At 50.8% G+C, this 21,273-nt stretch carries 21 protein-coding genes; 1 reads left to right on the top strand and 20 read right to left on the bottom strand.

What is annotated here, in order from left to right; all coding sequences use genetic code 11:
* Nucleotides 1-15: 15 nt before the first annotated feature.
* The 5 genes from B5E77_RS13155 to B5E77_RS13135 form a co-directional block, all read right to left on the bottom strand.
* On the bottom strand, nt 16-1,206 hold the full coding sequence (locus B5E77_RS13155; RefSeq protein ID WP_087165812.1) for a hypothetical protein: 1,191 nt from the start codon (nt 1,204-1,206) through the stop codon (nt 16-18).
* A gap of 314 nt (nt 1,207-1,520) precedes the next feature.
* Nucleotides 1,521-2,447, bottom strand: a complete 927-nt coding sequence (locus B5E77_RS13150; RefSeq protein WP_087165811.1) for an Rpn family recombination-promoting nuclease/putative transposase — start codon at nt 2,445-2,447, stop codon at nt 1,521-1,523.
* A gap of 426 nt (nt 2,448-2,873) precedes the next feature.
* Complete coding sequence (locus B5E77_RS13145) at nt 2,874-3,776, bottom strand: glycyl-radical enzyme activating protein (RefSeq protein ID WP_087165810.1); 903 nt, start codon at nt 3,774-3,776, stop codon at nt 2,874-2,876.
* Nucleotides 3,773-6,181, bottom strand: coding sequence for a glycyl radical protein (locus B5E77_RS13140; RefSeq protein ID WP_087165873.1), 2,409 nt, complete (start codon nt 6,179-6,181; stop codon nt 3,773-3,775). The genes B5E77_RS13145 and B5E77_RS13140 overlap by 4 nt, the downstream gene beginning before the upstream one ends.
* 95 nt (nt 6,182-6,276) lie before the next feature.
* Nucleotides 6,277-7,245 carry an ROK family protein gene (locus tag B5E77_RS13135; protein WP_162609700.1) on the bottom strand — a complete coding sequence of 323 codons (969 nt, stop codon included), beginning with the start codon at nt 7,243-7,245 and terminating at the stop codon, nt 6,277-6,279.
* A gap of 227 nt (nt 7,246-7,472) precedes the next feature.
* Between B5E77_RS13135 and B5E77_RS13130 the strand changes: the two genes are divergently transcribed.
* The gene (locus B5E77_RS13130; protein WP_087165808.1) at nt 7,473-8,240 is read left to right on the top strand and encodes a DeoR/GlpR family DNA-binding transcription regulator; all 768 of its coding nucleotides are present in this window, start codon (nt 7,473-7,475) and stop codon (nt 8,238-8,240) included.
* 46 nt (nt 8,241-8,286) lie between these two features.
* On the opposite strand, the gene B5E77_RS13125 is transcribed toward B5E77_RS13130, so the two are convergent.
* The 15 genes from B5E77_RS13125 to B5E77_RS13055 all read right to left on the bottom strand — a co-directional run bounded on the left by B5E77_RS13125 (nt 8,287) and on the right by B5E77_RS13055 (nt 21,141).
* Nucleotides 8,287-9,384 (bottom strand): LacI family DNA-binding transcriptional regulator, encoded by a 1,098-nt coding sequence (locus B5E77_RS13125; RefSeq protein ID WP_162609699.1) that lies wholly within the window; start codon nt 9,382-9,384, stop codon nt 8,287-8,289.
* 163 nt (nt 9,385-9,547) lie between these two features.
* Nucleotides 9,548-10,201, bottom strand: coding sequence for a hypothetical protein (locus B5E77_RS13120; protein ID WP_087165806.1), 654 nt, complete (start codon nt 10,199-10,201; stop codon nt 9,548-9,550).
* Between the two features lie 44 nt (nt 10,202-10,245).
* Nucleotides 10,246-11,409: a 2-dehydropantoate 2-reductase N-terminal domain-containing protein gene (locus tag B5E77_RS13115; RefSeq protein ID WP_242963742.1), complete on the bottom strand. Its 1,164-nt coding sequence runs from the start codon at nt 11,407-11,409 to the stop codon at nt 10,246-10,248.
* Nucleotides 11,394-12,572, bottom strand: coding sequence for a mannitol dehydrogenase (locus B5E77_RS13110; RefSeq protein WP_087165805.1), 1,179 nt, complete (start codon nt 12,570-12,572; stop codon nt 11,394-11,396). The genes B5E77_RS13115 and B5E77_RS13110 overlap by 16 nt, the downstream gene beginning before the upstream one ends.
* Before the next feature lie 17 nt (nt 12,573-12,589).
* On the bottom strand, nt 12,590-13,537 hold the full coding sequence (locus B5E77_RS13105; protein ID WP_087165804.1) for a phosphoglycerate dehydrogenase: 948 nt from the start codon (nt 13,535-13,537) through the stop codon (nt 12,590-12,592).
* Nucleotides 13,534-14,178 carry a ketohydroxyglutarate aldolase gene (locus B5E77_RS13100; RefSeq protein ID WP_087165803.1) on the bottom strand — a complete coding sequence of 215 codons (645 nt, stop codon included), beginning with the start codon at nt 14,176-14,178 and terminating at the stop codon, nt 13,534-13,536. Before B5E77_RS13100 ends, B5E77_RS13105 begins: the two co-directional genes overlap by 4 nt.
* Before the next feature lie 151 nt (nt 14,179-14,329).
* Complete coding sequence (locus B5E77_RS13095; protein ID WP_087165802.1) at nt 14,330-15,487, bottom strand: iron-containing alcohol dehydrogenase; 1,158 nt, start codon at nt 15,485-15,487, stop codon at nt 14,330-14,332.
* A 4-nt stretch (nt 15,488-15,491) separates the two neighbouring features.
* Nucleotides 15,492-16,316 carry an HAD-IIB family hydrolase gene (locus B5E77_RS13090; protein ID WP_087165801.1) on the bottom strand — a complete coding sequence of 275 codons (825 nt, stop codon included), beginning with the start codon at nt 16,314-16,316 and terminating at the stop codon, nt 15,492-15,494.
* A 4-nt stretch (nt 16,317-16,320) separates the two neighbouring features.
* Entirely contained in the window at nt 16,321-17,148 is an 828-nt protein-coding gene (locus B5E77_RS13085) for a class II fructose-bisphosphate aldolase (RefSeq protein ID WP_087165800.1), read from the bottom strand.
* 16 nt (nt 17,149-17,164) lie between these two features.
* Entirely contained in the window at nt 17,165-18,205 is a 1,041-nt protein-coding gene (locus B5E77_RS13080; protein ID WP_087165799.1) for a zinc-dependent alcohol dehydrogenase, read from the bottom strand.
* A gap of 19 nt (nt 18,206-18,224) precedes the next feature.
* Nucleotides 18,225-18,410: a hypothetical protein gene (locus B5E77_RS13075; RefSeq protein ID WP_143468635.1), complete on the bottom strand. Its 186-nt coding sequence runs from the start codon at nt 18,408-18,410 to the stop codon at nt 18,225-18,227.
* Between the two features lie 81 nt (nt 18,411-18,491).
* On the bottom strand, nt 18,492-18,905 hold the full coding sequence (locus B5E77_RS13070; protein ID WP_087165797.1) for a PTS sugar transporter subunit IIA: 414 nt from the start codon (nt 18,903-18,905) through the stop codon (nt 18,492-18,494).
* 85 nt (nt 18,906-18,990) lie between these two features.
* Nucleotides 18,991-19,812, bottom strand: coding sequence for a PTS system mannose/fructose/sorbose family transporter subunit IID (locus tag B5E77_RS13065; RefSeq protein WP_087165796.1), 822 nt, complete (start codon nt 19,810-19,812; stop codon nt 18,991-18,993).
* A gap of 2 nt (nt 19,813-19,814) precedes the next feature.
* Nucleotides 19,815-20,558: a PTS mannose/fructose/sorbose/N-acetylgalactosamine transporter subunit IIC gene (locus B5E77_RS13060; RefSeq protein ID WP_087165795.1), complete on the bottom strand. Its 744-nt coding sequence runs from the start codon at nt 20,556-20,558 to the stop codon at nt 19,815-19,817.
* Between the two features lie 94 nt (nt 20,559-20,652).
* On the bottom strand, nt 20,653-21,141 hold the full coding sequence (locus B5E77_RS13055; RefSeq protein WP_087165794.1) for a PTS system mannose/fructose/N-acetylgalactosamine-transporter subunit IIB: 489 nt from the start codon (nt 21,139-21,141) through the stop codon (nt 20,653-20,655).
* Between the last annotated feature and the right edge of the window lie 132 nt (nt 21,142-21,273).

Here is a 21,273-nt window from a genome sequence, read left to right as displayed (position 1 = left end):
ATTCCACCTTTCCACTTAAGCCTGGGCAGGCAGGATATGTCCGTCAGGTCCAAAATGCTTCAGCATCACCAGCGGCTCATACTTAGACTGGTTGACAATTCTCACACCCTTCACGGCTGCAGGCCGGCTGACAAAGAATTCATCTGCCGTCAGCTGTCCGTACCGTATCAATGTCGGAGACTCGCAGTCAAATCCTCCCAGCTTTCCTCTTCCCTGTATCACCACACAGCCATAAGCACAGGGATCTTCAATCACCACAGAGGCTCCAGGTTCTACAATCAGTTCTTTTCCTCCTACATAGTCGTTGCCATAAACAATCCATTTCTGCTCAAAGCCTTCGCCCGTCTTTTCTGTAACCGGCCTTCGGAAGTACCTTTTTCTGTAATCCGCACACGTATTTTTCTCCCAGTCGGCCACCTCAAAGATCCTTTCTATGCTTTTCTTGTCTTCCTCCGGCAGATAGGCGCTCAGGTCATCATAGTGGAATACTTCACCATTGACCACATTTTCCCAGATTGCCATCACGTCACTGTTCCACTGGGGTTCATAGGTGCACAGGGAACCCGGAGCGTGCACAACCCCCGCAGGCGTATACCAGCCGGTATCCAGCTCGATTCTCCATGCCCGTGAAAGCTCCGTAATTCTAGTATCCCGCGTCGTATAATCCCGAAGCCTCTCTATCACCTCTTCCTTTGTCACCGACGGATCAAAACCAAAATAGCTGACCGGCATTTTCCCCAGATGCTGGTTATACTGCTTTGGAAAGAAATAATGCTCATGCTTCGGCTTAACCCCTACCTTTCTGCAGGCATCCTCTGCATGATGAATATGATGAAACAACGGCATCTCATAATCATAAAATTTCGAATACATGGGCCAGGTTCCGTATTCTTCCATTAACTCCTGCCCGATCAACTCGGCCCCCAGCTCATCAATAAAATCCTTAAACAGGATCACATGCTCCGGATTATCATCCACATTGACAAAGCTCATGCCCTCATATTTTCCAGCTCCTTTTGTTTCTACGTGCGTAATTGAACTGAACCAGCGTTCTACGATGGCTCCACGCTCCATTCCCATCGCAAAATAATCATCCGGGTGAAGACGCAGCCTTCTTCCCGGCCGGTTAAACGGTCTCGGCACCCAGGTGGGCGTCAGCTGAAGGATTCCCTCTCCCTTTTCGAATGTGTCTCTGATCTGTGACATCTGAACTCCTTTCTGAATTTTTCCCGCTTTTTTATCCTGTAGTCTGCTTACACCAATTTTAAGCTGCTACTGCTGTTTGCTTCATCTTTAGAAAAACGTTTTTCTATCAAACAAAAGCATATCACAATCACAAATTTCAGTCAATATATTGATTTTCAACAAAATTTGCCGCATCTTTTTGTGCTATATGGATAAACGTTTTTCTGTTAAGTAAAATTTAAAAGGAGCTGTCAGGAAACGGCGGCTTCATCATCCTGATACCCAGCAGGAAATCCCTCTGGGCCGCCTGTTTCCTGACAGCTCCCTCTTATTTTTTATTCCAATATCTTCCTCACCTGTTCTTCAGAAACATCCAGCTTCTCAGCTATCTGTTTTCCGGGCACTCCCTCTCTGCTCATCTTAAAAACCTGTTTCGCCCATTCTATCCCTTCTTCTCTTCCTTCTCTCCGCTTTTCCTCCAGCAGCCTCCGAAACCCACTTGCCATGTTGATTTTTCCTCCTTCCACTGTGTCTCTGTACTCCAGAAATTCCGGCGTTTCCAGATATTCCTTGATTGTTTCCATCGTATCCTCTGAAATATCGGAACAGCCGCTCAACTCTCTTAAGCGCAGCAGCGCCTCTTCATCCTCTGCGTACTTTATGCACATCAGCAGGAAACAGACCTCCGGCGGAAACTCTCTGAGCCTTTCATCCGCTGTGCGGCGGATATCCAGAATATGTATTGAGTAATCCTCTACATATTCCCTCAGTTCCTCAGGAACCCCCTGCAGATCCAGCATTTCATGAAGATGCACAGCTCCATCCCAGGGCTTTTCCCCACAGTACAAAACCAGAGTGATTACAGGAAGCAGCTTGTCCTTCTTCGAAAACCGGGACAGGTATTCGTCCTTCTCCAGATCCTTTTGTTCCAGATGTCTCTTGCTGACCGCCTTTTTCTGATGTAAATACGACAGCGTGTCGCTGTCCATAATCCGCAGAGGCATCGCATAATCCACATACTCCATAAGCTCTGTTCCAATATAAAGCCGTATCATCACATGCTTCAGCCTTTTAAACAAATCCCGGTATCTGCCGCGGTACTCTCTGCTTTTCCTGCTCTTTCCTTCCATTCTCCGGTCCGCTTCCCCTATATCTTCTGCCTTCAGATATGGCTTTCCTCTGAACAGCCAACCATTCATCAGCTGGGCGAAGCGCTCTTCCCGATTATAATATGTGAGCAGCGGATTTTCTTTCTTTCCCAATCGTCCTCCTCCTTTATTTTACATGGATTCTCATCCTGTTGCAACCCTCCTGCTTTCAGGAGCTCATCCTTTGCCGCTTCGAATAACCGCACATATCAGTCAGAATTATCCGCTCATCGTCACGTATAAGGTGTTGGCTTTCATTTTCAACTGCTCTGTCTGGAAATCCTGGAGAGAAATTCTCCTTGAACTACAGATATTGGACATCTACAGAATATCAAACATGTAAATAATTGTCAACCCAAAACTCTTTCATTTGCTCTGCTCTCTGGAAGAGCGCTGCATTCATATCCCCGCCCATAAAAAATGCTTCCTGATATCCATGCAGCTGCCCCTTCCATACACAGGCGTATGACCCGGACTTACACATCCGTCACGTCATACGCCTGTACACAGAAGGACAGCTGACACAATACCAGGAAGCTGTCACCCGTTAATCTGTACCTTCAGCCCATACCCCTTCAGAATATCCGCCATCTCGCGGACGTCCTCCTCGTGCATGGTCTTATCATTTTCATAATCATATTTCAGGCCCAGAGCCTTCCATTTCCCCATACCGAACTGGTGAAAGGGCAGAAGATGGACCTCTCGGGCATGAATTTTCGTCAAAAGCTCTCCATAGCTCCGCGCGGTCTCCCGAGAATGGTTAAACCTTGGAATCACAGGAATCCTCACTACAAGCGGAACCTTCTGCTTCAGGAGCCACTCCATATTGCTGATAATCCGGTCATTCGGCACTCCTGTCTTTTTCAAATGCTCTCCGGAGTCCGGATGCTTCAAATCCATATAAATCAGATCGAGAAAGGGTACGACACTCTCCAGATATTCTCTGGATGTGTACCCCGTAGTCTCAATATTCGTATGATATCCCTGTTTTTTCAGCTCTTCCAGAAGCTCCTTGGTAAATTCCTCCTGAAACAGAGGCTCGCCGCCTGAAAGCGTGACGCCTCCTCCCGTCTTTTTATAAAAAGGATCATCCTTGCGGATTTCCTCCATCAGCTCCGAAACCGTATACCAGCTGCCTTCCACTGCCAGCGCATGGGTGGGGCAGGCCCCCACGCAGGAAAAGCAGTGGGTACACAGAGAAGCGTCATAATGGAAGCTTCCGTTCTGAAACCGAATCGCTCCGTACCGGCATACCGCCTCACAGCTTCTGCAGGAGACGCATTCCGCCGGCGTATGAAGAATCTCCATCTCCGCCTGATTTGACTCCGGATTGGCGCACCAGCGGCATCTTAAAGGGCAGCCCTTTAAGAATACCGTGGTGCGGATTCCCGGTCCGTCATGAATCGAAAAACGCTGAATATTAAAAACCAGTCCTTTTGTCATAATACATGTTCCGTCCGCGCAATGATATCGTTCTGCGTCTCTGTAGAAAGGACATTAAAGAAGGCGCTGTAGCCCGCCACACGCACAATCAGATCCCGGTGAGCCTCCGGATGCTTCTGAGCATCCAAAAGAGTCTCCTTGTCTACTACATTGTACTGTACATGATAGCCCTTCAGGTCATCAAAGAAGGTACGCAGCATCAGAATCAGCTTCCGGATATCGCGCTCCTGCTGCAAAGAGGACGGATTCAGCTTCTGGTTCAGCAGAACGCCTCCATTCAGCTTCAGAGTCGGCAGCTTGGATACAGATTTAAATACAGCCGTCGGCCCGTGGGTATCCACGCTGTGGGTCGGAGAGCAGCCCTCCGCCAGCGGCTCGCCCTTCTTTCTTCCATCCGGCGTCGCGCAGAGATTCGCTCCCTGAGGCACGTTAGCCGATATGGAAGAGGTTCCCGGGAAGTACCCGCCGCCAATGGGCCCTCTTCCGTAACGGGTATTGTGGTACTTCGCAATCTCGTCAATAAACACTTGGTATGCGTCTGCCGTCAGCTTATCTACATAATCATCGTCATTTCCGTATTTCGGCGCGTCATGAAGCAGCATCTGCTGGATTCTCCAGCCGCCCTCATTCTCAAAATTGCTCATCAGGGCGTCCCAGAGCTCTCCCGGCGTGATCCTTTTTTCCTCAAACACCAGCTTCTTGATCGCAGCCAGAGAGTCTCCAAGATTGGCGATGCCGACCTGAAGAGGCCCTATAAAATCATAGATAGCTCCGCCCTCCTTCAGATGCTTTCCTCTCTTGATACAGTCATCCACCAGAGCAGAGCAGAGAGAGTCCGGTGTCTCCATCTCCAGCGCGTAATCAGCGCAGTTATCCAGAGTCACGCTGATGGGCGTAAAGAATTTCACCGTATCTACCCAGGCCTGCCATACCTGTTCAAAGCTTGTCATATCCCGGAAATGCATCGGCACATCGTAAATCTTTTCCCCCGACGTCACATCCACGCCCTGGTTCAGCGTGATCATCAGAATCCGCGGGAAATTCAGGAAGTTCATGCCGGAGCAGCGCAGTCCGAATTTTCCGGGAATCGATACCTCGATGCACCCAATGGAGCTGTAATTTACTGCATCCTCCGGCGCCACACCCTTATCGATAAACTGATCGATGATGATCTCATCACTGTTAAACGACGGCATGCCGAAGCCCAGCTTAATCATCTGGATGCAGTCATACATAAATTCATCCGAAATTCCCTTGTGGTAACGCACAGAAAGGTTCGGCTGGGTCAGCTTCAGCTGTCCGATGGATTTCAGCACCAGGAAGGACAGCGGGTTTACCGCGTCCACGCCTCCTGCCAGCTGGCCGCCGATACATACATTCTGATAAAGGGGGCTGCCTGCTGAAAACTTCGTATGGGAATTACTTCTTATCTTATTGATGGTAAAGGTCTTCAGCCACAGATTCTCCAAAAGCTCCAGAGCCTCGTCCTCTGTCATAGCGCCAGACTCAATATCCTTTTTATAATACGGATACATGAACTGATCAAAGCGCCCAAAGGAGAGGGAATGCCCATTGGACTCGATCTGCAGGATCAGCTGCAGGAACCATACGCTCTGAACCGCCTCGTAGAAGCTCTCCGCCGGATATTCCGGCACCCGCATGCAGACTTCAGCCAGGCGCAGAAGCTCTTCCTTCCGCTTCGGATCCGTGCAGGACGCCGCCTGCTCTCTGGCCAGAGCCGCATATCTGTGCGCAAACGCTATGGACGCATCGATCAGAATCAGAACAGCATCGTAAAAATAGACCTTTTTCAGATCATTATAATCGCTGTAATGAAGCTTTGCCTTTGCCTCTTCCGTCTCTTTTCTGATGCCGCCAAGGCCCTCCTTCAAAAGCTTTTCATAATTGACCGCCAGATGTCCGTCGCCTGCCGTGATATTTCCCTCTACCTTAATGATTCCCAGGTCATAGCATTTTCTCGCCAGCGGAGGCATCAGGGCAAGGCCCTTATCCTTCAGCGTGCGTCCTTCCCAGAACGGAGCGATATCACGGATTACCTGCTTGTTTTCCTCTGAAATATAGAAGGCGTCCCCATCCCTTTTTTCCCAGAGATCCAGCTCCTCCACGACCCAGTCGATTGCATATTCCGGAAAAATCGGAGCGGCGCGGTTTACACTGGCCTGATTTCCCGCCAGCAGCCCTCCGTCTTCGATGAAGATCGTCATCTTTTTCAGCGTATTCTCTACCGCATAGGCTCTCTGGAGAATTTTCATCTTATCCTTGTGCTGCTTATAGGCTTCCGTCGTATAAATCGCCCGCTCTACGCACACCTGCGGCTTCGTATCCAGAAGCTCCTCCCTCATCTTCGCGATGCGGGGACTCGGTGTTCCAAAATAATTTTCCATATACTCCTCTTCCTTTCCTGTCACATGATTTCTGCATGCTTCTTTTGTTTACGTTTCTCTTGCGCCAACTCCCGGCGCAGTCTCCCTGGCCCCTCTTACTGCTTCAGTGCCAGATCCAGGGCAATTCCGCAGCCAAGCAGACCGTTATCACCGCCAAGGGCTGCTTTCTTTATGTAAATCTTCTGATTCTCCTGCTTGTTCAGCCGGTCAGCCTCCTCCTGGATCCTTTCCAGGAAAAAGTCTCCCATATTGGTCAGGCCGCCGCCGCATACATAACAATTGATATTGAACGCAATAAATAGATTGTAGATATGCAGGGCTGAATAGCTGATAAGCTGCTTCATCAGTTTTTCTGCCAGAGAATCCCCCTGCTTGTAAGCCTCCGCAATGTGCTTTGCCGTAAGATCGGACAGATCAGAAACCATATCCTTCAGACTGCTTGGAATGCCGCTTTCTATCGCGTTTACTGCATGCTTTACAATATAAGAGCCACAGGCATAGCTCATAAAGCACCCGGGATTTCCGCAGCCGTCTGTCAATCCCTCGCCGGGCGTAATAATCATATGTCCGGATTCTCCGGCGCCGCCGTAGCTTCCCCGGAAAAGCCTTCCGTCTATGATAAAGCCTGTTCCGAGTCCCGTACTCAACGCAACATAAACCATATGCGGAAAGCCCTGCCCTGAGCCCAGATAATGCTCTGCCAGCGCCGCCATGTTGGTATCCCCGTCAATCAAGACCGGAATGCCGGGAAATTTTTTCTCAAGCACCGCTCTGGCCGGATAATTCTTAATATTGTGAATACTTCCCGAAGTCACGACAATCCCATTTTCATAATCCACATAGGATGGCATTCCGACCGCCACTCCCGACAGCTCCTCCCTGGCGCATCCGAAATTTTTCAGCACCTCATCTGTCTCCGTATAAATTTTCTCGGTAAATTCATCCGGCATGATCTCAAGCGGCGTCGGTGTCTGAAAACGGTATACTATATGGTTTTCGTCATCCAGAAGGCCATAGGCTGTCTTCGTCCCGCCCACATCGATGCACAGCTTCAGCTTGCTCATCCAATCCCTCCTATAGTTTTCTTTTCCCGGCATGCCCTGCCGGGATTGGTTCTCACCTGTTTCTACTTATTATTATAAAATACTTCTGTATAAAAGCAATTGGACTCCAAGTATAATTCCAATTAAACACCAGATTTTTTGATTAAATACCAAGTTTTTTAACTAAATTCATGTTTTTACTTGCATATTTTCCCGTTTCCAGCTAAGATATAAAAGGGGTAACTATTATGAAAAACGCAGAAATTCTAAATCGAAGAGAGCAGATCGTAACCATTATTCGTTCCGCAGGAAAAATCAATACTGAGGAAGCCGCAGCCATGTTCGGCGTGTCTAAAGAAACAATCCGCCAGGATCTTCTCTACCTTTCCCACGAGGGAATTATCAAAAAGGTATATGGCGGAGCCGTTCTGTGCAAAAACGACAGAATCGAATCCCTTCCTATTCGCGAAACAGTAAATTTTCTGACAAAGGATAAGATTGCGCGGACTGCGGCGAAATACCTTCCGGAGGGAGAATGTATCATAGGAATGGACATGGGAAGCACTGTAGCTCTCCTGGGGACTTATCTGAGCCGCCGCAGGGATCTCCTGGTGATTACCAATTCCCACCGGGTCCTGCAGACTCTTGTCACTACAGAGAACCGTACCCTCTCTCTCGGAGGCGAATATAATAAAGAAGAAATGGCTTATTACAGCGATGAAATTCCTTCGCTGGTAAAAAATCTGACGCTGGACCTGTATTTTATGGGAACCAGTGGAGTCAAGGGCAGAGGAGGCGTCTGCACAAAGGGCTTTCAGGAAAGCTTTATTAAAAATCAGCTGATTCAGAGAAGCAAGAAAAAGATCGTCCTGGCAGACAGCAGCAAGTTTCAAACCACCTCTCTGATAGAAGTAGCGCCCTGGTCTTCCCTGGATCTTCTGATCACTGACGAAGACATACCAGCAGACATCAAAAAGGATCTGGAGCAGTACATCCCTGTCGTTATCGCCCAGTAAGAATGGGCCCTGAGATGTACTGCCCTTATCCAGCAGAAGCTGCGGTTCATCTGTGCTCCCAGCTGCTTGCGGCAGCTGCAGTCTCATCTGTAGAATGACGCACCACCAGACTGTTTTCCACAGTCTCTTTGTAGGGAAGCTGTACATTCTTCCCCTGAATCCGGTCCAGAAGCAGAGAAATGCTCTTCTGTCCAAGGAGAACCTTATCGATATGAACCGAAGACAAGGATGGCTCCATAGATTCACAGATAAATACATCGTCGAAACCAATTACCCTGACATCCTCAGGAATCCTCTTCCCTGCTTCCTTGAGTGCTGCCACTGCTCCGACCGCCATCTGATCATTTGAGACAAATACCCCGTCCAGAGGCAGCTTTTTACTTAAAATCTCCTTCATGCACCGGTATCCGCTTTCATGAGTGAAATCTCCCGTTTCCACATAATCCTTCCTGTAAGGAATCTGATACTTTTCCAAAACAGTCCTGTATGCAAAATACCGTCCTTCCTGAACGTACGGTGTAGTAATATGTGCAATATAACTGCATCCAAGCTCTACCAGATGCTCCATGGCCTTCAAGCCGCCCGTATAGGTATCTGTGCAGATTGAATCGATTCCATAGGCAGTAAAATCACGCTCCATCATAACAAGAGGGATTTTTTTCGTCCCTGCCGATAAAAGCTCCGTAAGCTCGGCAGCATACTCTTCCTTTTGATCCGTAGCGACTGCAGAGCTTAAAATGATCCCATCCACACAGCTTTCTGCCAGTGCGGAAACTCCCTGCCGCTCCAGCGTAATATCAGCTCCTGAATCCACCAGCGTAACTGTATATCCGTTCTTATTCGCTTCCCTGCAGATCTCCTTAATAACATACGGAAAAAACAGGCCACAGATATCCGTCACTACGACGCCAATCTGCCGGGTACTCTGGCTTTTCAGATTCTTTGCAAAAATGTTTGTCTTATAATTCAGCTCTTTAACAGCTTCCCTTACACGAAGAGCCGTGTCCGGATTAACATGCTTGGTCTGATTAATCACATGGGAAACTGTAGAAATAGAAACATTCGCTCTTTTGGCTACATCCTTAATTGTAGGCAACGCTTCCACCCCCCCCTCGGAATTCCCATTATTTCCCTTTTCATTCATTCCATCTCCCCTTTTGTCAGAAATACCGCCATTGTCTCCATTATAATATGCTTTTTCACGAAAAACAAGGCATCCCGAAAGCCGCCTGGCGGCTTTCAGGATGCCTTGCATTCGTCCGGGCCCCATGGCCCGGACCGGCTCATCCTTATTTACTCATCCCTATTTACTTTTCCACAGTCTCCTTCTGTTTCTCCTCCCGCCGCTTTTTCTCTGCTTCCAGGGCATCCTTCAGGGTTTTTACGGAACGATCCTCATATTCCCTGGCACGTTCCTTCTCGCCCCGGTTCTCATACTGCAGGGACAGAAGATATTCATGAACCGCCCTCTGCTGCGGAGGCAGCGTGTCCAGATCCTTCAAAAGCTCTTCCATATGATTGCTTCGCCCGAGAATATAGATATCAAACAGCATCGCACACTCCCGGATCGTATCCTCTGCATCCTGAAAGCCGCGGATTTCCGCTATGAGCTTTCTAGTCCGCCCTCCGTCCCGGCGCTTGACATAATAGTAAAAGGCCTTCAGGACGGCGTCCCGGCGCATGGTTTTTCCAACCTTCATATCCAGCAGAACGTCAAATTCCTCATCCGTCCTCTGTTCATCCTTCCTCATCAAAAAGATATTCAGCTTCATATAGTGAAGGTTGAAGGCAGGAATCAGAGCGCGCACCGCCCGTTTGTTCTCCAGCTTCAAAAAGCCATCCAGATCGCAGCGCTGCACGCAGTTCAGAAGCCGTTTCTGATAATACCGGTTTCCCAGAAAACGAATCAGATACAAGGCCACAATCACTGCCGTCAGAGTAATCATAATGATCTTATACACGTCCGCCCCTCCTGTTCCCGTTTCTTTACGCGGCGCAAAGCAGGTTATCTGCCGCTTCCGTACAGAATGTCAATAATATGGACATCCTTCCGGTTCTTCTGGATTTCCTTCAGGTATTTTTCAACGCCCTGTGCAATCGGATCCTCCAGAGACAGAGAATTAATTTCGCAGAAGGTCTCCATCAGCGGCTTTTCAAGCACAGGCTCTCCATTTTTCCCCTGCAGCTCATTCCAGTAAACAAGGGCCGCGGCTGCCACGAACTGCATGATACGCGGATCCTTGTGATGATCGATCAGAATATGCATCGGGGTCATGATGCGCTCGGTGGGGCCAAGCTTACGCTTCGGCGCCCGTCCGTTTTTCACATTATAGTCCAGAATATACTGATCCTTGAATTTATCCAGAGCCTTCTGCGCGAAAGCTGCCTGCTCCTCCTTCGAGATTCCAAAGTAATCCTCCAGGCAGGGATTCAGTTCCGCAAGGAGACGGTCCATCAGCTCGGAAATATCCGGATCCACAGCTGCCTCTCCGTACACCTCAAAGCCCTTGATGTAGCCGCAGTAGGAGATCAGGCCCGCCAGACAGTTATAGGTATAAATCTTGCGCTTGAAGAATTTCTCGAAATCATGGATCGGCACTGCTCCGTCAAAGTCAAACTCATCCGTGAACTCATCGCAGTCATAGGGGAAATACGTCTCATTCTGGGATAATATGTCCAGTCTCGTCCCCCGAATCACAACAGTCGAGCAGAAGATCGCCGTCTGTGACACTACATAAGGCGCCTCTATCTTCTCCGCCTGCATATGCTCCCGCATCACCCGGCCGGGATTGACGCCATTCTCACAGGTGATGACGACCGTTCTCTTTGCTTTACCCTTCATCCCCTGCTTCAGCTGCTTCGCCACGTCGCCCAGATTCTGCTCTCCCACGGCGGTAAATACAAAGTCCGCCTCCGCGATAGCCTGATCCGCCTCCGCGGAATAGGCCATGCAGGCATGAAATCCATGGATATACAGCGGAGTGCGGTCCATATGATAGAAATGAATGCAGAACGCACGATCCTCATTCAGCAGATCCACCAGTTCCTTTTTCTCGTCGATAAAGGTAATCTCATATCCCTTCTCAAACAAATATCTGGCTGTGTAGCCGCGGCCTGACTGGCCGGCTCCGATTACGACTGCTTTTTTCGCCATTATTCCCTGATCCATCCTTTCTGCTTCAATGTCTCCACGGCCGCCTTGATCTCCTTCGCTACCGGCCCGTTTAAGTCAAGCTTTGATACGTTCTCCAGAATGTAATCAATGCCCTTCTCCCTGCGCATCTTTGCCAGCTCTACGGCAGACTCGTCCTCCGGATTTTCAAAATACAGGGCCGCAGCGCATCCAAGCGCAATATTCTTCGGCTCTACGCCTGCGTTTATCGCGATGGTCATTGGACCGATAAAGCGGTCCTCCGGCCCGAGCTTGCGGATCGGGTCACGGCCGATCCGGGTCACGACGTCGATGATATCCGGATCGGTGTATTTGGCTTTCGCGCGCTTGGAGAAAGCCAGCTGGCTCTCCTCGTTGATGCCAAGCCCCTTTACCAGCGCCTGGTTGATCTCCGCGTACACTCCGTCCAGAATCGGCTCGATCTGCGGATCGTTGGCGCTTTCAGCCACGTAAGTCTTGCCAAGCAGTCTTCCCAGATAAGCGACTGTCGCCACACTCGTATTATTTGTATAGATCTTCTGCTTCAGCAGATCTCCGAATGCCGGCACGAACTCCACATACTCAAGCTTGGGAATTTCTCCCTTGATGCGGTCCCGGTCGATCGGCAGGTACCGCAGATTCTGCACCCAGGTATCCATCGGATTCGTCACCTTGGACGGATCGGGAGCGCCCGTTCCGGTACACAGGATGACAGCCTCACTGACGCCGGTATACTTCTCGAATTCCTCCGCTTCCTGGGCGCTTAAATTTTCCAGGATTCCTTCCTTCAGATCCTTCGCCGGATCAATCCAGTTCTCACAGGTCACGATATTGGACACATGAAGCTTTCCTGCCGCGGCCATCTTTTTAAAGGCAGAAGCCAGCGTAGCTCCCACACTCTTCAGATTTTTTCCTCCGCAGGCTGTAAATACGAAATCTGCCTCCTGCCAGCACTGGGCCAGCTTATCGGTATCGGAGGTTTCGTACGCCACCACATCTGTCTTCCGCAGATCCAGATCCGGATTGCCCAGCACGTGGATCGTGTACTCCTTCTCTCTGTTCAGGCTTTCTACCATCGCAGGCATCGCGTCAAAAAAGGTCACCTGGATATTGTTTAACGTCATCAGCTCAGTCACAAAGCCCCTTCCAATTCGGCCGGCTCCTAAAATAATCGCTTTCATTATGAATGTTCTCCTGTTTATTCTGTCAGTAATTGAATCATCGTGTCTGTGGACATATTCACAGTATTGATCTCCGCCTCCTGGGACCGGGAAGCAATGTGAGCCGTCAGGATGAAATTATCCATCTTCAAAAGCTCTGCCACCCACTCCTCGCCGGAAGCCAGAGGCGGCTCGCTGGTCCACACATCGGACGCGCAGGCCTTAATCTCCTTATTCTTCAGAGCTTCATACAGTGCATGCTCGTTGATGATCCCGCCGCGGGCCGCATTGATGATGACTGCCGTGGGCTTCATCATTTTAAATTCCTCTGTGGAGATGAAGTCGCGGGTGGAATCCAGAAGCGGAATGTGCAGGGTCACAAAATCACACTCCTTCAGGATCGCCTCCTTATCTGTCTGTACCGCTCCGTAGGGCTCCAGGTCTGCCTTTGGAATGTCAAACACATCGTACACCATGACTTCCATGCCGATTCCATGGGCCATGCGGGCTACATGCTTTCCGATGTTGCCAAAGCCGAAGATTCCCAGCTTCTTCTGATACAGCTCAAAGCCGGTGGGCTTGGACCAGCCTCCGTTTTTGACCTCCATCGCGTTGCTCACCAGATCCCTGGCCGCCGCGAACATCATTCCCATGGTCAGCTCCGCTACTGCGTTGGAATTGCTGCCGACACAGCGTCCCACCTTGATTCCCATCGCGTCGCAGGTGGGCAGATCGATATTGTCTACGCCCACGCCGAATTTTACGACAGCCTTCAGGTTTTTGCACTCCTTTAACAGATCCGCGTCCAGCTCATCAACGCCTACGATGATTCCCGTCGCTTCCTTTGCCTTTTCTACAAACACCTCTCTGGGCACCGGCTTTCCGGTGTCGTTGATATCCATGGTATATCCCAGGGCCTCCAGCCTCTTACGTGCCTCGCCGCCATATCTGGCATAGCCTCTGGGCGTCACTAAAATTGTCTTCATGCTTTCTTCAGTCCTTTCCTTGCCTCTTCCAGAGCAGTTTTAAGCATCTTCGCGTTCGCCGTGATATCAGCTGCGCTTCCCTTGGTCAACAGTCCGCCTACGCCCAGCACCTCTGCGCCGTTCTTAACCCAGTCCGCGATATTATCCTTGTTCACGCCGCCGCTTGCCAGGATCGGAATCTGCGGGCAGGGAACCTTGAATACCTTCGCAAGATCTGGCCCATAGTAATTGGAGATCGGGAAGGCCTTAATATAAGATGCGCCGGCCTTCAGCGCATTCAGCATCTCTGTATAGGTGCTGCATCCGGGGCCGTAGGGAATCTGATACAGATTTGCCATAACCTGTACGTCCATATCGAAGTTCGGAGCCACGAAGAACTCTGCGCCGTTCATGATAGCCAGGCGGGCCGTGGTCGCATCCAGAACCGTGCCGGCTCCCACACAGATTTTATCCCCAAACTTATCCTTGATAGCACGGATCACATCGCCCGCGTTTGCGTTGGTGTAGCTGATTTCCATCACGTCTACGCCGCCGTCCACGCAGCCCTGGGCGATTTCCAGCCCTCTCTCGATGGTCTCCACGCGGACTACCGCCATGATACCGGTGTCTCTCATTCTCAATACTGTTTCTGCCTTGTTCATGCTTCTTCCTCCTTTTACCTGCTGCGCCGGCGGAAATCAGGATTTCTCCCCCTCCGGCTCGTTTTTTTGCTTGTTTTATGTAATTTTTTTATGTCCTGAAATGTTGCAGGGACAGTGCGCAAGGGGCAATATAGCTCTTGGCACATGGAACCTACAGGCTGTCCCGGTAGATCTGAATGATATCCTCCTTCGTAAGCTCCCGGTAAGCCCCCTTCACCTGCGCCGCCGCCTTCGCAGCCATCTCCTCAAAATGGCTCTCGTCGATACCAAGCTGTGACAGCCGGCTTTTCAGTCCCAGACCTTCAAAAAAGCGTTCCAGGCACGCAATTCCCTCCTGTGCCGTCCGGAAACGGTCTCCGGAGGGCTTTACCTTCCATATATGGACCGCCAGCTCCTCGAACTGGCCGACCGACTCCTCGTCCAGCACACGCCGCATCCAGTGAGGCGTCAGGATCGCAAGTCCCTCTCCGTGGGTGACGTCATAGACCGCGCTTAGCTGATGCTCGATGGGATGGACGCTCCACTGCACCATATGCCCCATTTTCAGCGTATCATTGATCGCCCAGCTGGCTGCCCACATCACATTGGCTCTGGCCTCATAGTTATCCGGCTCGTCAAGCAGCCGTTTTCCATTTTCCACGCAGACCCTTAAAATCGCTTCTGCAAAATAGTTCTGCAGATCCGCCGGCTCCCTGGAAAAGTAGGATTCCATCGCGTGGGACATGATATCTGCCACGCCGGCCGCCGTCTGATAGGGACTTACACTGAAGGTGTAAGACGGATCCAGAATGCTGGCCTTTGGGCGGAGCAGCGGATTCCTGGTTCCGATCTTCTCCTGCGTCTCATCGTTGCTGATAACGGCAATATGATCCATCTCGCTTCCCGTAGCCGCAACAGTCAGCACGCAGATCACCGGCAGAGCCTTCTCAATCAGCCCGGGATGTTTGACCAGCTCCCAGGCATCGCCCTCATAGCAGGCTCCCGCCGCCACCAGCTTGGCGCAGTCTATGACGCTTCCGCCGCCGGCGGGCAGGACCATGTCGATCCCTTCCCTTCTGCACAGCTCCACGCCCCTGTAGACCGTCGTGATCCGCGGGTTTGCCTCCACGCCTGGCAGCTCCAGAAGCTCTATCCCGGCCTCCTCTGAGAGCCTGCGGATGGCGTCATAGATTCCGTTTCGCTTAATGCTTCCGCCGCCGTACACAAGGAGCGCCTTTTTCCCATATCTGGGGAGCTCTTCCTTCAGGCTGGCGATCTGTCCCTTTCCAAAATAAATCTTTGTCGGAACATGGTAGATAAAATTTTCCATAAGCCTATCCCTCCTGGAACCAGTCCTCATGCTCCTTCAAAAACCGGAACACTCCATCCTCGTTATTTGTATATCCCGTTACATAATCCGCAGCCGCCCGGACCGCTTCCGTGCCGTTTTTCATGGAGACCGACACCCCGCATTTCTGAATCATCTCCAAATCGTTTTCACTGTCTCCAAAAACGACCGTCTGCTCGATCCTGTCGCCGTTTGCAGTCACGTAGTGCCGGATCCCCTCAGCCTTGGACACGCCCTCACAGAGGAAATCGTAGACCTCCGGCTCAGAAAGCATGCCGTGGATCCCCGGTACCGGATGCAGCCTTACCGCCTCCAGCACTCTTTCCTGATCCTCGATCAGGAACAGCAGCATCACTCTGGCTGTAGCCTCAAACTCTTCCTTATAAGGATCGTGGTATCCGCTCAGGCGGTTGTTGATCAGCACACGCTCCGTCCGGTAGGAGATCTTTGTGGTGAAAAATCCCTTGGGATTATGGAATGCTACCGCCAGGAAATCGTAGCCTCCGAAAGCGTCAAGAAGCTGCTTCATCTGCTCTGTCTGAATAATTCCAAGACGTTCCCGCCTGCCTTCTGCCAGGTCGTAAATCTCAGATCCGTTGTCCATCACAATCACATCAAAGAGCGTATCCAGGCCAAACCTTTCGATCAGAGGCTCGATGGCCGTCCAGGCGCGTCCTGTGGCGATTCCATACCTTACGTCCTTTCTCTTCTTCAAATCCCGCAGGTAGGCAAGCGCCTCATCAGAAATGCTTTTGTCATCCCGCAAAAGCGTCATATCCAGATCAAAAAACAGGTACTTCAATCTCTCCATCGTCTCATTTCCCCTGGCAGCCGCAAAGCTCAATATAATATTTAATCTTATTTTTGAATCCTTCCGCAAGCAGCGGGTAAAGCTGATACACGGTATTGCCGCTCAGATCCCGGTTCGTCAGGTTTTCTATTGCTGCTTTCTTCAAATCATTGGAAAGGTTCAGCTTATTGATGCCCTCCCTCGTACAGCGGCGCAGGTTTTCCTCTCCGGTACCGGAACCGCCGTGCAGCACCAGAGGCACCGGAACTGCATCCCGAAGCTTATGCAGAAGTTCGAAGCGGATCCTGGGCGTTCCCTTGTAAGCCCCATGCGCCGTGCCGATAGCGACTGCCAGCGCATCCGCTCCTGTCTCTTCAATAAAGGCTTTCGCCTCCTCTACATCTGTAAGGGCCTGATCCCCGTCCACATCATACTGAACCCCCATGCCCACATGGCCCAGCTCCGCCTCCACGGTCAGGCCAAGCTCATGGCAGATGCGGACCATCTCCTTTACCTCCCGTACATTGTCCGCATAGGGAAGCGTGGAGCGGTCGATCATGATATTTGTAAAACCGGAGCGGATCCCCAGCAGGCAGCTTTTAAAATCTCTGCCGTGATCCAGGTTCAAACAGAGCTTTGCAGACGAACGGCGGGCCATCTTAGCTGCAATCGGCCCGAAAAACTCCAAATCCGGATTGGCCTGGGGCGTCACATTCAGGATCAGCGGGGAATTCATCTCCTCCGCCGCCTCCACAGCCGCCCGCAGATTGTGTTCATTGTCAATGTTTGTGGCAGGAACTGCGTAGTTCTCCGCCTTCGCTTTTATCAGGAGGTCGTTCAATGTCACCAGCATTTTATCTTCCTCCCTTCTAGTAATTGATGATGACACGGTATGCGCCTGGCTTCAGCGCAGCTTCGAAGGCTTCCTTTCCCTGTTCAAAGGGGAAGCGTGCGTCGATCACCTCTTCCATGTCAATCATTCCGTAGGTAATAAGCCGGACTGCGCGCTCATTGTCCTCAATCGTCGGATTCAGGGTTCCTATAAACTCAATCTCCCGGCTGTGTACCTTTCCAAAGTCCACGCCCACCGGTTCCTTACTGTCCTGAGATGAATAGGCGATCAGCCGTCCATAGGGCGCCAGCGTATCGATCGCGCTGTTCCACACGCTAAGGCTTGGGATGGTATTCACCACCACGTCTGCGCCAAGGCCATTCGTGAGCTTCCTCACCTCTTCCGCCAGATCCTGCTTTCCCGGATCGATGACAACATGGGCGCCGCTTTCCAGGGCCTTCTGCTTTCTCGTCTCATCCATCTCGCTGACGATGACCCTGGCTCCCTGCATTAAGGCAAGCTTCAGATGGAAATATCCCATGATGCCCATGCCGATGATTACCACCGTATCCCCAAACTTGATCCGGGCCTTGCTGATGCTGTGCACACAGCAGGCCAGAGGCTCTGTCAGGGCCGCATGATCCAGATCCGCCTTCTCATCCATGCGAATCAGCTGCCAGGCCGGCACACTGATGTACTCGCTTAAGCCTCCTCCCTGGATAAAGCCGTCGAACTTGATCCGCTGGGGCTCCTTTGCTTTATTCATGCACTGGGTTCCGCGGCCTGTCCGATCCAGCTCACACTGGTTACAGTAGGCGGATGTCAGAATGACCTTATCCCCCTCCTTGATATCGACGACGCCGTAGCCGCATTTCTCCGCGATTCCAGACACCTCGTGTCCACCGAGGAACGGGAACTGCCTGCTTCTCGTTCCCAGATAGACACGTCTGTCAAGGGTACACAGGGAGCATGCCTTTACCTTTACCAGCACCTCGTAGTCCCTGGCTTCCGGTTTTTCCAGATCCACGAACTCCAGCACATTCTTTTCCTTCACAACCAGAGCCTTTGATTTTTCCATTTTTTCTCCTCCTTCAGACCTAACTCTTTCTGCTCTTCAGAAAAGAGTACACGCCAAAGCAGAGCGAACAGATCCCTCCCGCAATCGCCAGAGTCCTGTCCCAGCTGTCCTCTGCCTGGCCAAGCGGAATACACAGAAGCAGACCGATTCCCACTACAATGAATGCTGCTGCATAATACCGGTTTTTCTTGTCATCTCCGTTCATCACGGTGTCCCCCTGTTTTTTTTCATCCCTTTTGTACTTTCCGGAACACACAGGCACTCCTGAAAGCTTCTATTTTACCTGCTAGATATCCAGTGCCTTTCTTACGTCCACCACCGACTCTGCCGCCACGGAGACGATGTCCTCCTTCAGCTCCTCCAGGCTCATGGAGCCGCAGCTGCCAAGCGCCTCCATGAGAATCGGCATATTGACTCCCGTAAAGCACTCAACCTTATGATTTTCCTTCAATTCATCTATTGCCATCGCTGACATGTTAAATGGAGAGCCTGCGAAAATATCCACAAGGATCAGCACGCCGTCCCCATCATCTATCGCATTTACCTTATCCGAAATCTTATCCTTAAGCGCCTCCGGACTGTCTGTCGGAAACAGGCCCAGAGTTTCCAGATCGTCCGTCGCAGATCCAAAAAACATTGCTGAGCTTTCCTTCAGGGCCTGCGCCAGCGGACCATGAGTCACGATTAAAATGTGAACCATATCCGTCCTCCTTTCATCTTTTCAGCAAGGGACTGCCGCAGAAATTCTGTGACAGCCCCAGCAGTTCTATTGCTATATGAACAGTTTAACCTAAGAATCCAACCGCGCCGCCGACAAATCCGATTATAAACAGAGCCAGCAGAACTGTCGTAACCTTCTTTCCTTTCACCTGGAGCCAGTACGCAAACATCGTGAATACCAGCGGCAGGAAGGACGGAATGATCTGGTTAATCAATGCGCCGAAGTCCAGGGTTGACGAGGTAGTCTCCCACACCAGAACCGCATCGACGGTTACATATTTCACTATCATCGCACCCAGACAGAACAGGCCGATAATTCCAAGGGCTGTCGTAACGGTCTTTACAAAGCCGCCTTCCAGGAAACGCTCGATAGAATCGGTACCCAGCTTATAGCCGCGCATGAACATGTAATATGTAATGCCAAGGTCAAAGCCAAAGGCTAACAGCCAGTAAGCCCAGGCGCCCCATACATGGCCGTCCATCGCCCATGCCAGGGTAATGCTTAAGAAGATGGGCTTCATCAGGCCTGCCCATACCGTATCGCCGATACCTGCCAGCGGTCCCATCAGGGCCGTCTTAATCTCGGTGATCGTGTTGCCGTCAATTCCGCTGTCCGGATCTACCGCGTAAGCTTCCTCGAGAGCCACAGTCATACCGGGAATGATAGCTCCCCAGCGGGGCTCTGTGTTGAAATACAGCATCTCACGCTCCAGTCCTTCTTTGATCTTCTCCGGATTGTCCGGATACAGCTTATCAAAGATGGGGCCCATCATAGAGGCCATACAGCCTGCCTGCAGTCTCTGGTAGTTGTAAGTCATATGAGAAGTCGCATGCCAGTACAAAGCGGCTTTTCTGACGTCTTTCTGTGTTAATACCTTATTTGCCATGCTTATTCCACTCCTTTCTCTTTGCCAAAGCCAAGCTTAATCATAAGCAGAGCCAGGCAGACTCCAACAGCCGCGAACATCAGAAGATCCGAAAGTCCTGTGTAGGCCGCGATTACAAAACCGAGAACAAAGAATGGAAGCAGCTCTTTCTTATACATAAACTTGAACAGCATGCTCATTCCAAGGGCCGGAAGCATCTTTCCAACCGCGCTTAAGCCGTTCATCGCCCATACGGGAAGAGCGTCGATCATCTGCTGAATCAGGCCGCCGCCGTACAGAGCAATCAGGAATACCGGAAGAGCTCTTAAAATCAGCACGAACGCAGGGCCTCCCAGGATCTGCAGCCTGCGGATCCCCTTCCAGTCTCCTCTGGAGGCCAGGATATCCATACGGGTCGGCCATACAGAAGCCAGAGTCATATAAGCTACATGCACGTAGTTGCCCAGAAGACCGATAGGAACTGCAAACGCAACTGCCGTATCCAAAGACATGCCGCCCTGGATAGCTACGAAGGTTCCCAGAAGTCCTGCCCAATAAAGGTCAGAAGCATTCGCTCCGCCTGCGCTGATCCAGCCCAGATAAGAAACATTGATTGTAGCGCCGATAACGGTTCCCATGACAGGATCTCCATAAATCAATCCTACCCAGAAACCAGCCATAACCGGCTCACGGAACATATACCACATATACGGCCCCTGAATACCATTCAGGAGTGCAACCAGTGCCATTAATAACGCTTGTACCATAATAATACTTTCCCTCCTTCAAACTTTTTCTTCTGTTATGGTAAGCTACAGGTAAATGTCTCCAAGCACCTCCTTCCTCTATGATTCAAGCAGATTAAAATTTCTTCAGCGCCTCCGAAAGAGGATAATGCGCATCCTCAGGGATCGGCTGGAAATATACATCTACTCCGCCATCTCCAAGCTCCTTCAGCTGTGCCGCCTCTTCCTCCGACATTACAACATTCTTGTAAATGTTCTTTTTATTGCCAGCGCCCTCGATTCCTCCTACCTGCAGGGAGGGGAACTTTACGCCAGCCTTCCAGGCGCGCAGAGCCGTATCTGTGTTTTTAAACAGAATCATAACGCTGTTGGATTTCGGAAGCTCGTCAGCCTTCCATTTTTCTGCCGCGCTCTCCACAGATTCCACAGTCACCGCGACTCCGGCCGGAGCCGCTCCAAGAAGTATTTTCTTCAGCAGCGAGCTGGAAGCTGAGCGGTCGTCCACTACAACAATCGCGTCAGTCTCATACTCCTTGCACCACCTTGTCATGACCTGCCCGTGGATCAGGCGGAAATCGATACGTGTCAGTTTCAAGTTTTCCATTTTTACACCCTCTGTCTTTCTTTTGGTAGTGTCAAAACTACCTTCTTTTTTTATTGTAAAAGTTACGCTTTACCTTGATTTTTCGGAGGTTTGCAAATAAAAAGAGCATTGACCTCCCTTTTCTGGTATAAT

It is taken from the genome of Lachnoclostridium sp. An131 (assembly GCF_002160825.1).
Classification (GTDB): Bacteria; Bacillota; Clostridia; order Lachnospirales; family Lachnospiraceae; genus Laedolimicola.
Note: the sequence above shows the minus strand (reverse complement) of the source record. Positions and strands in the feature narration are given on the sequence as shown.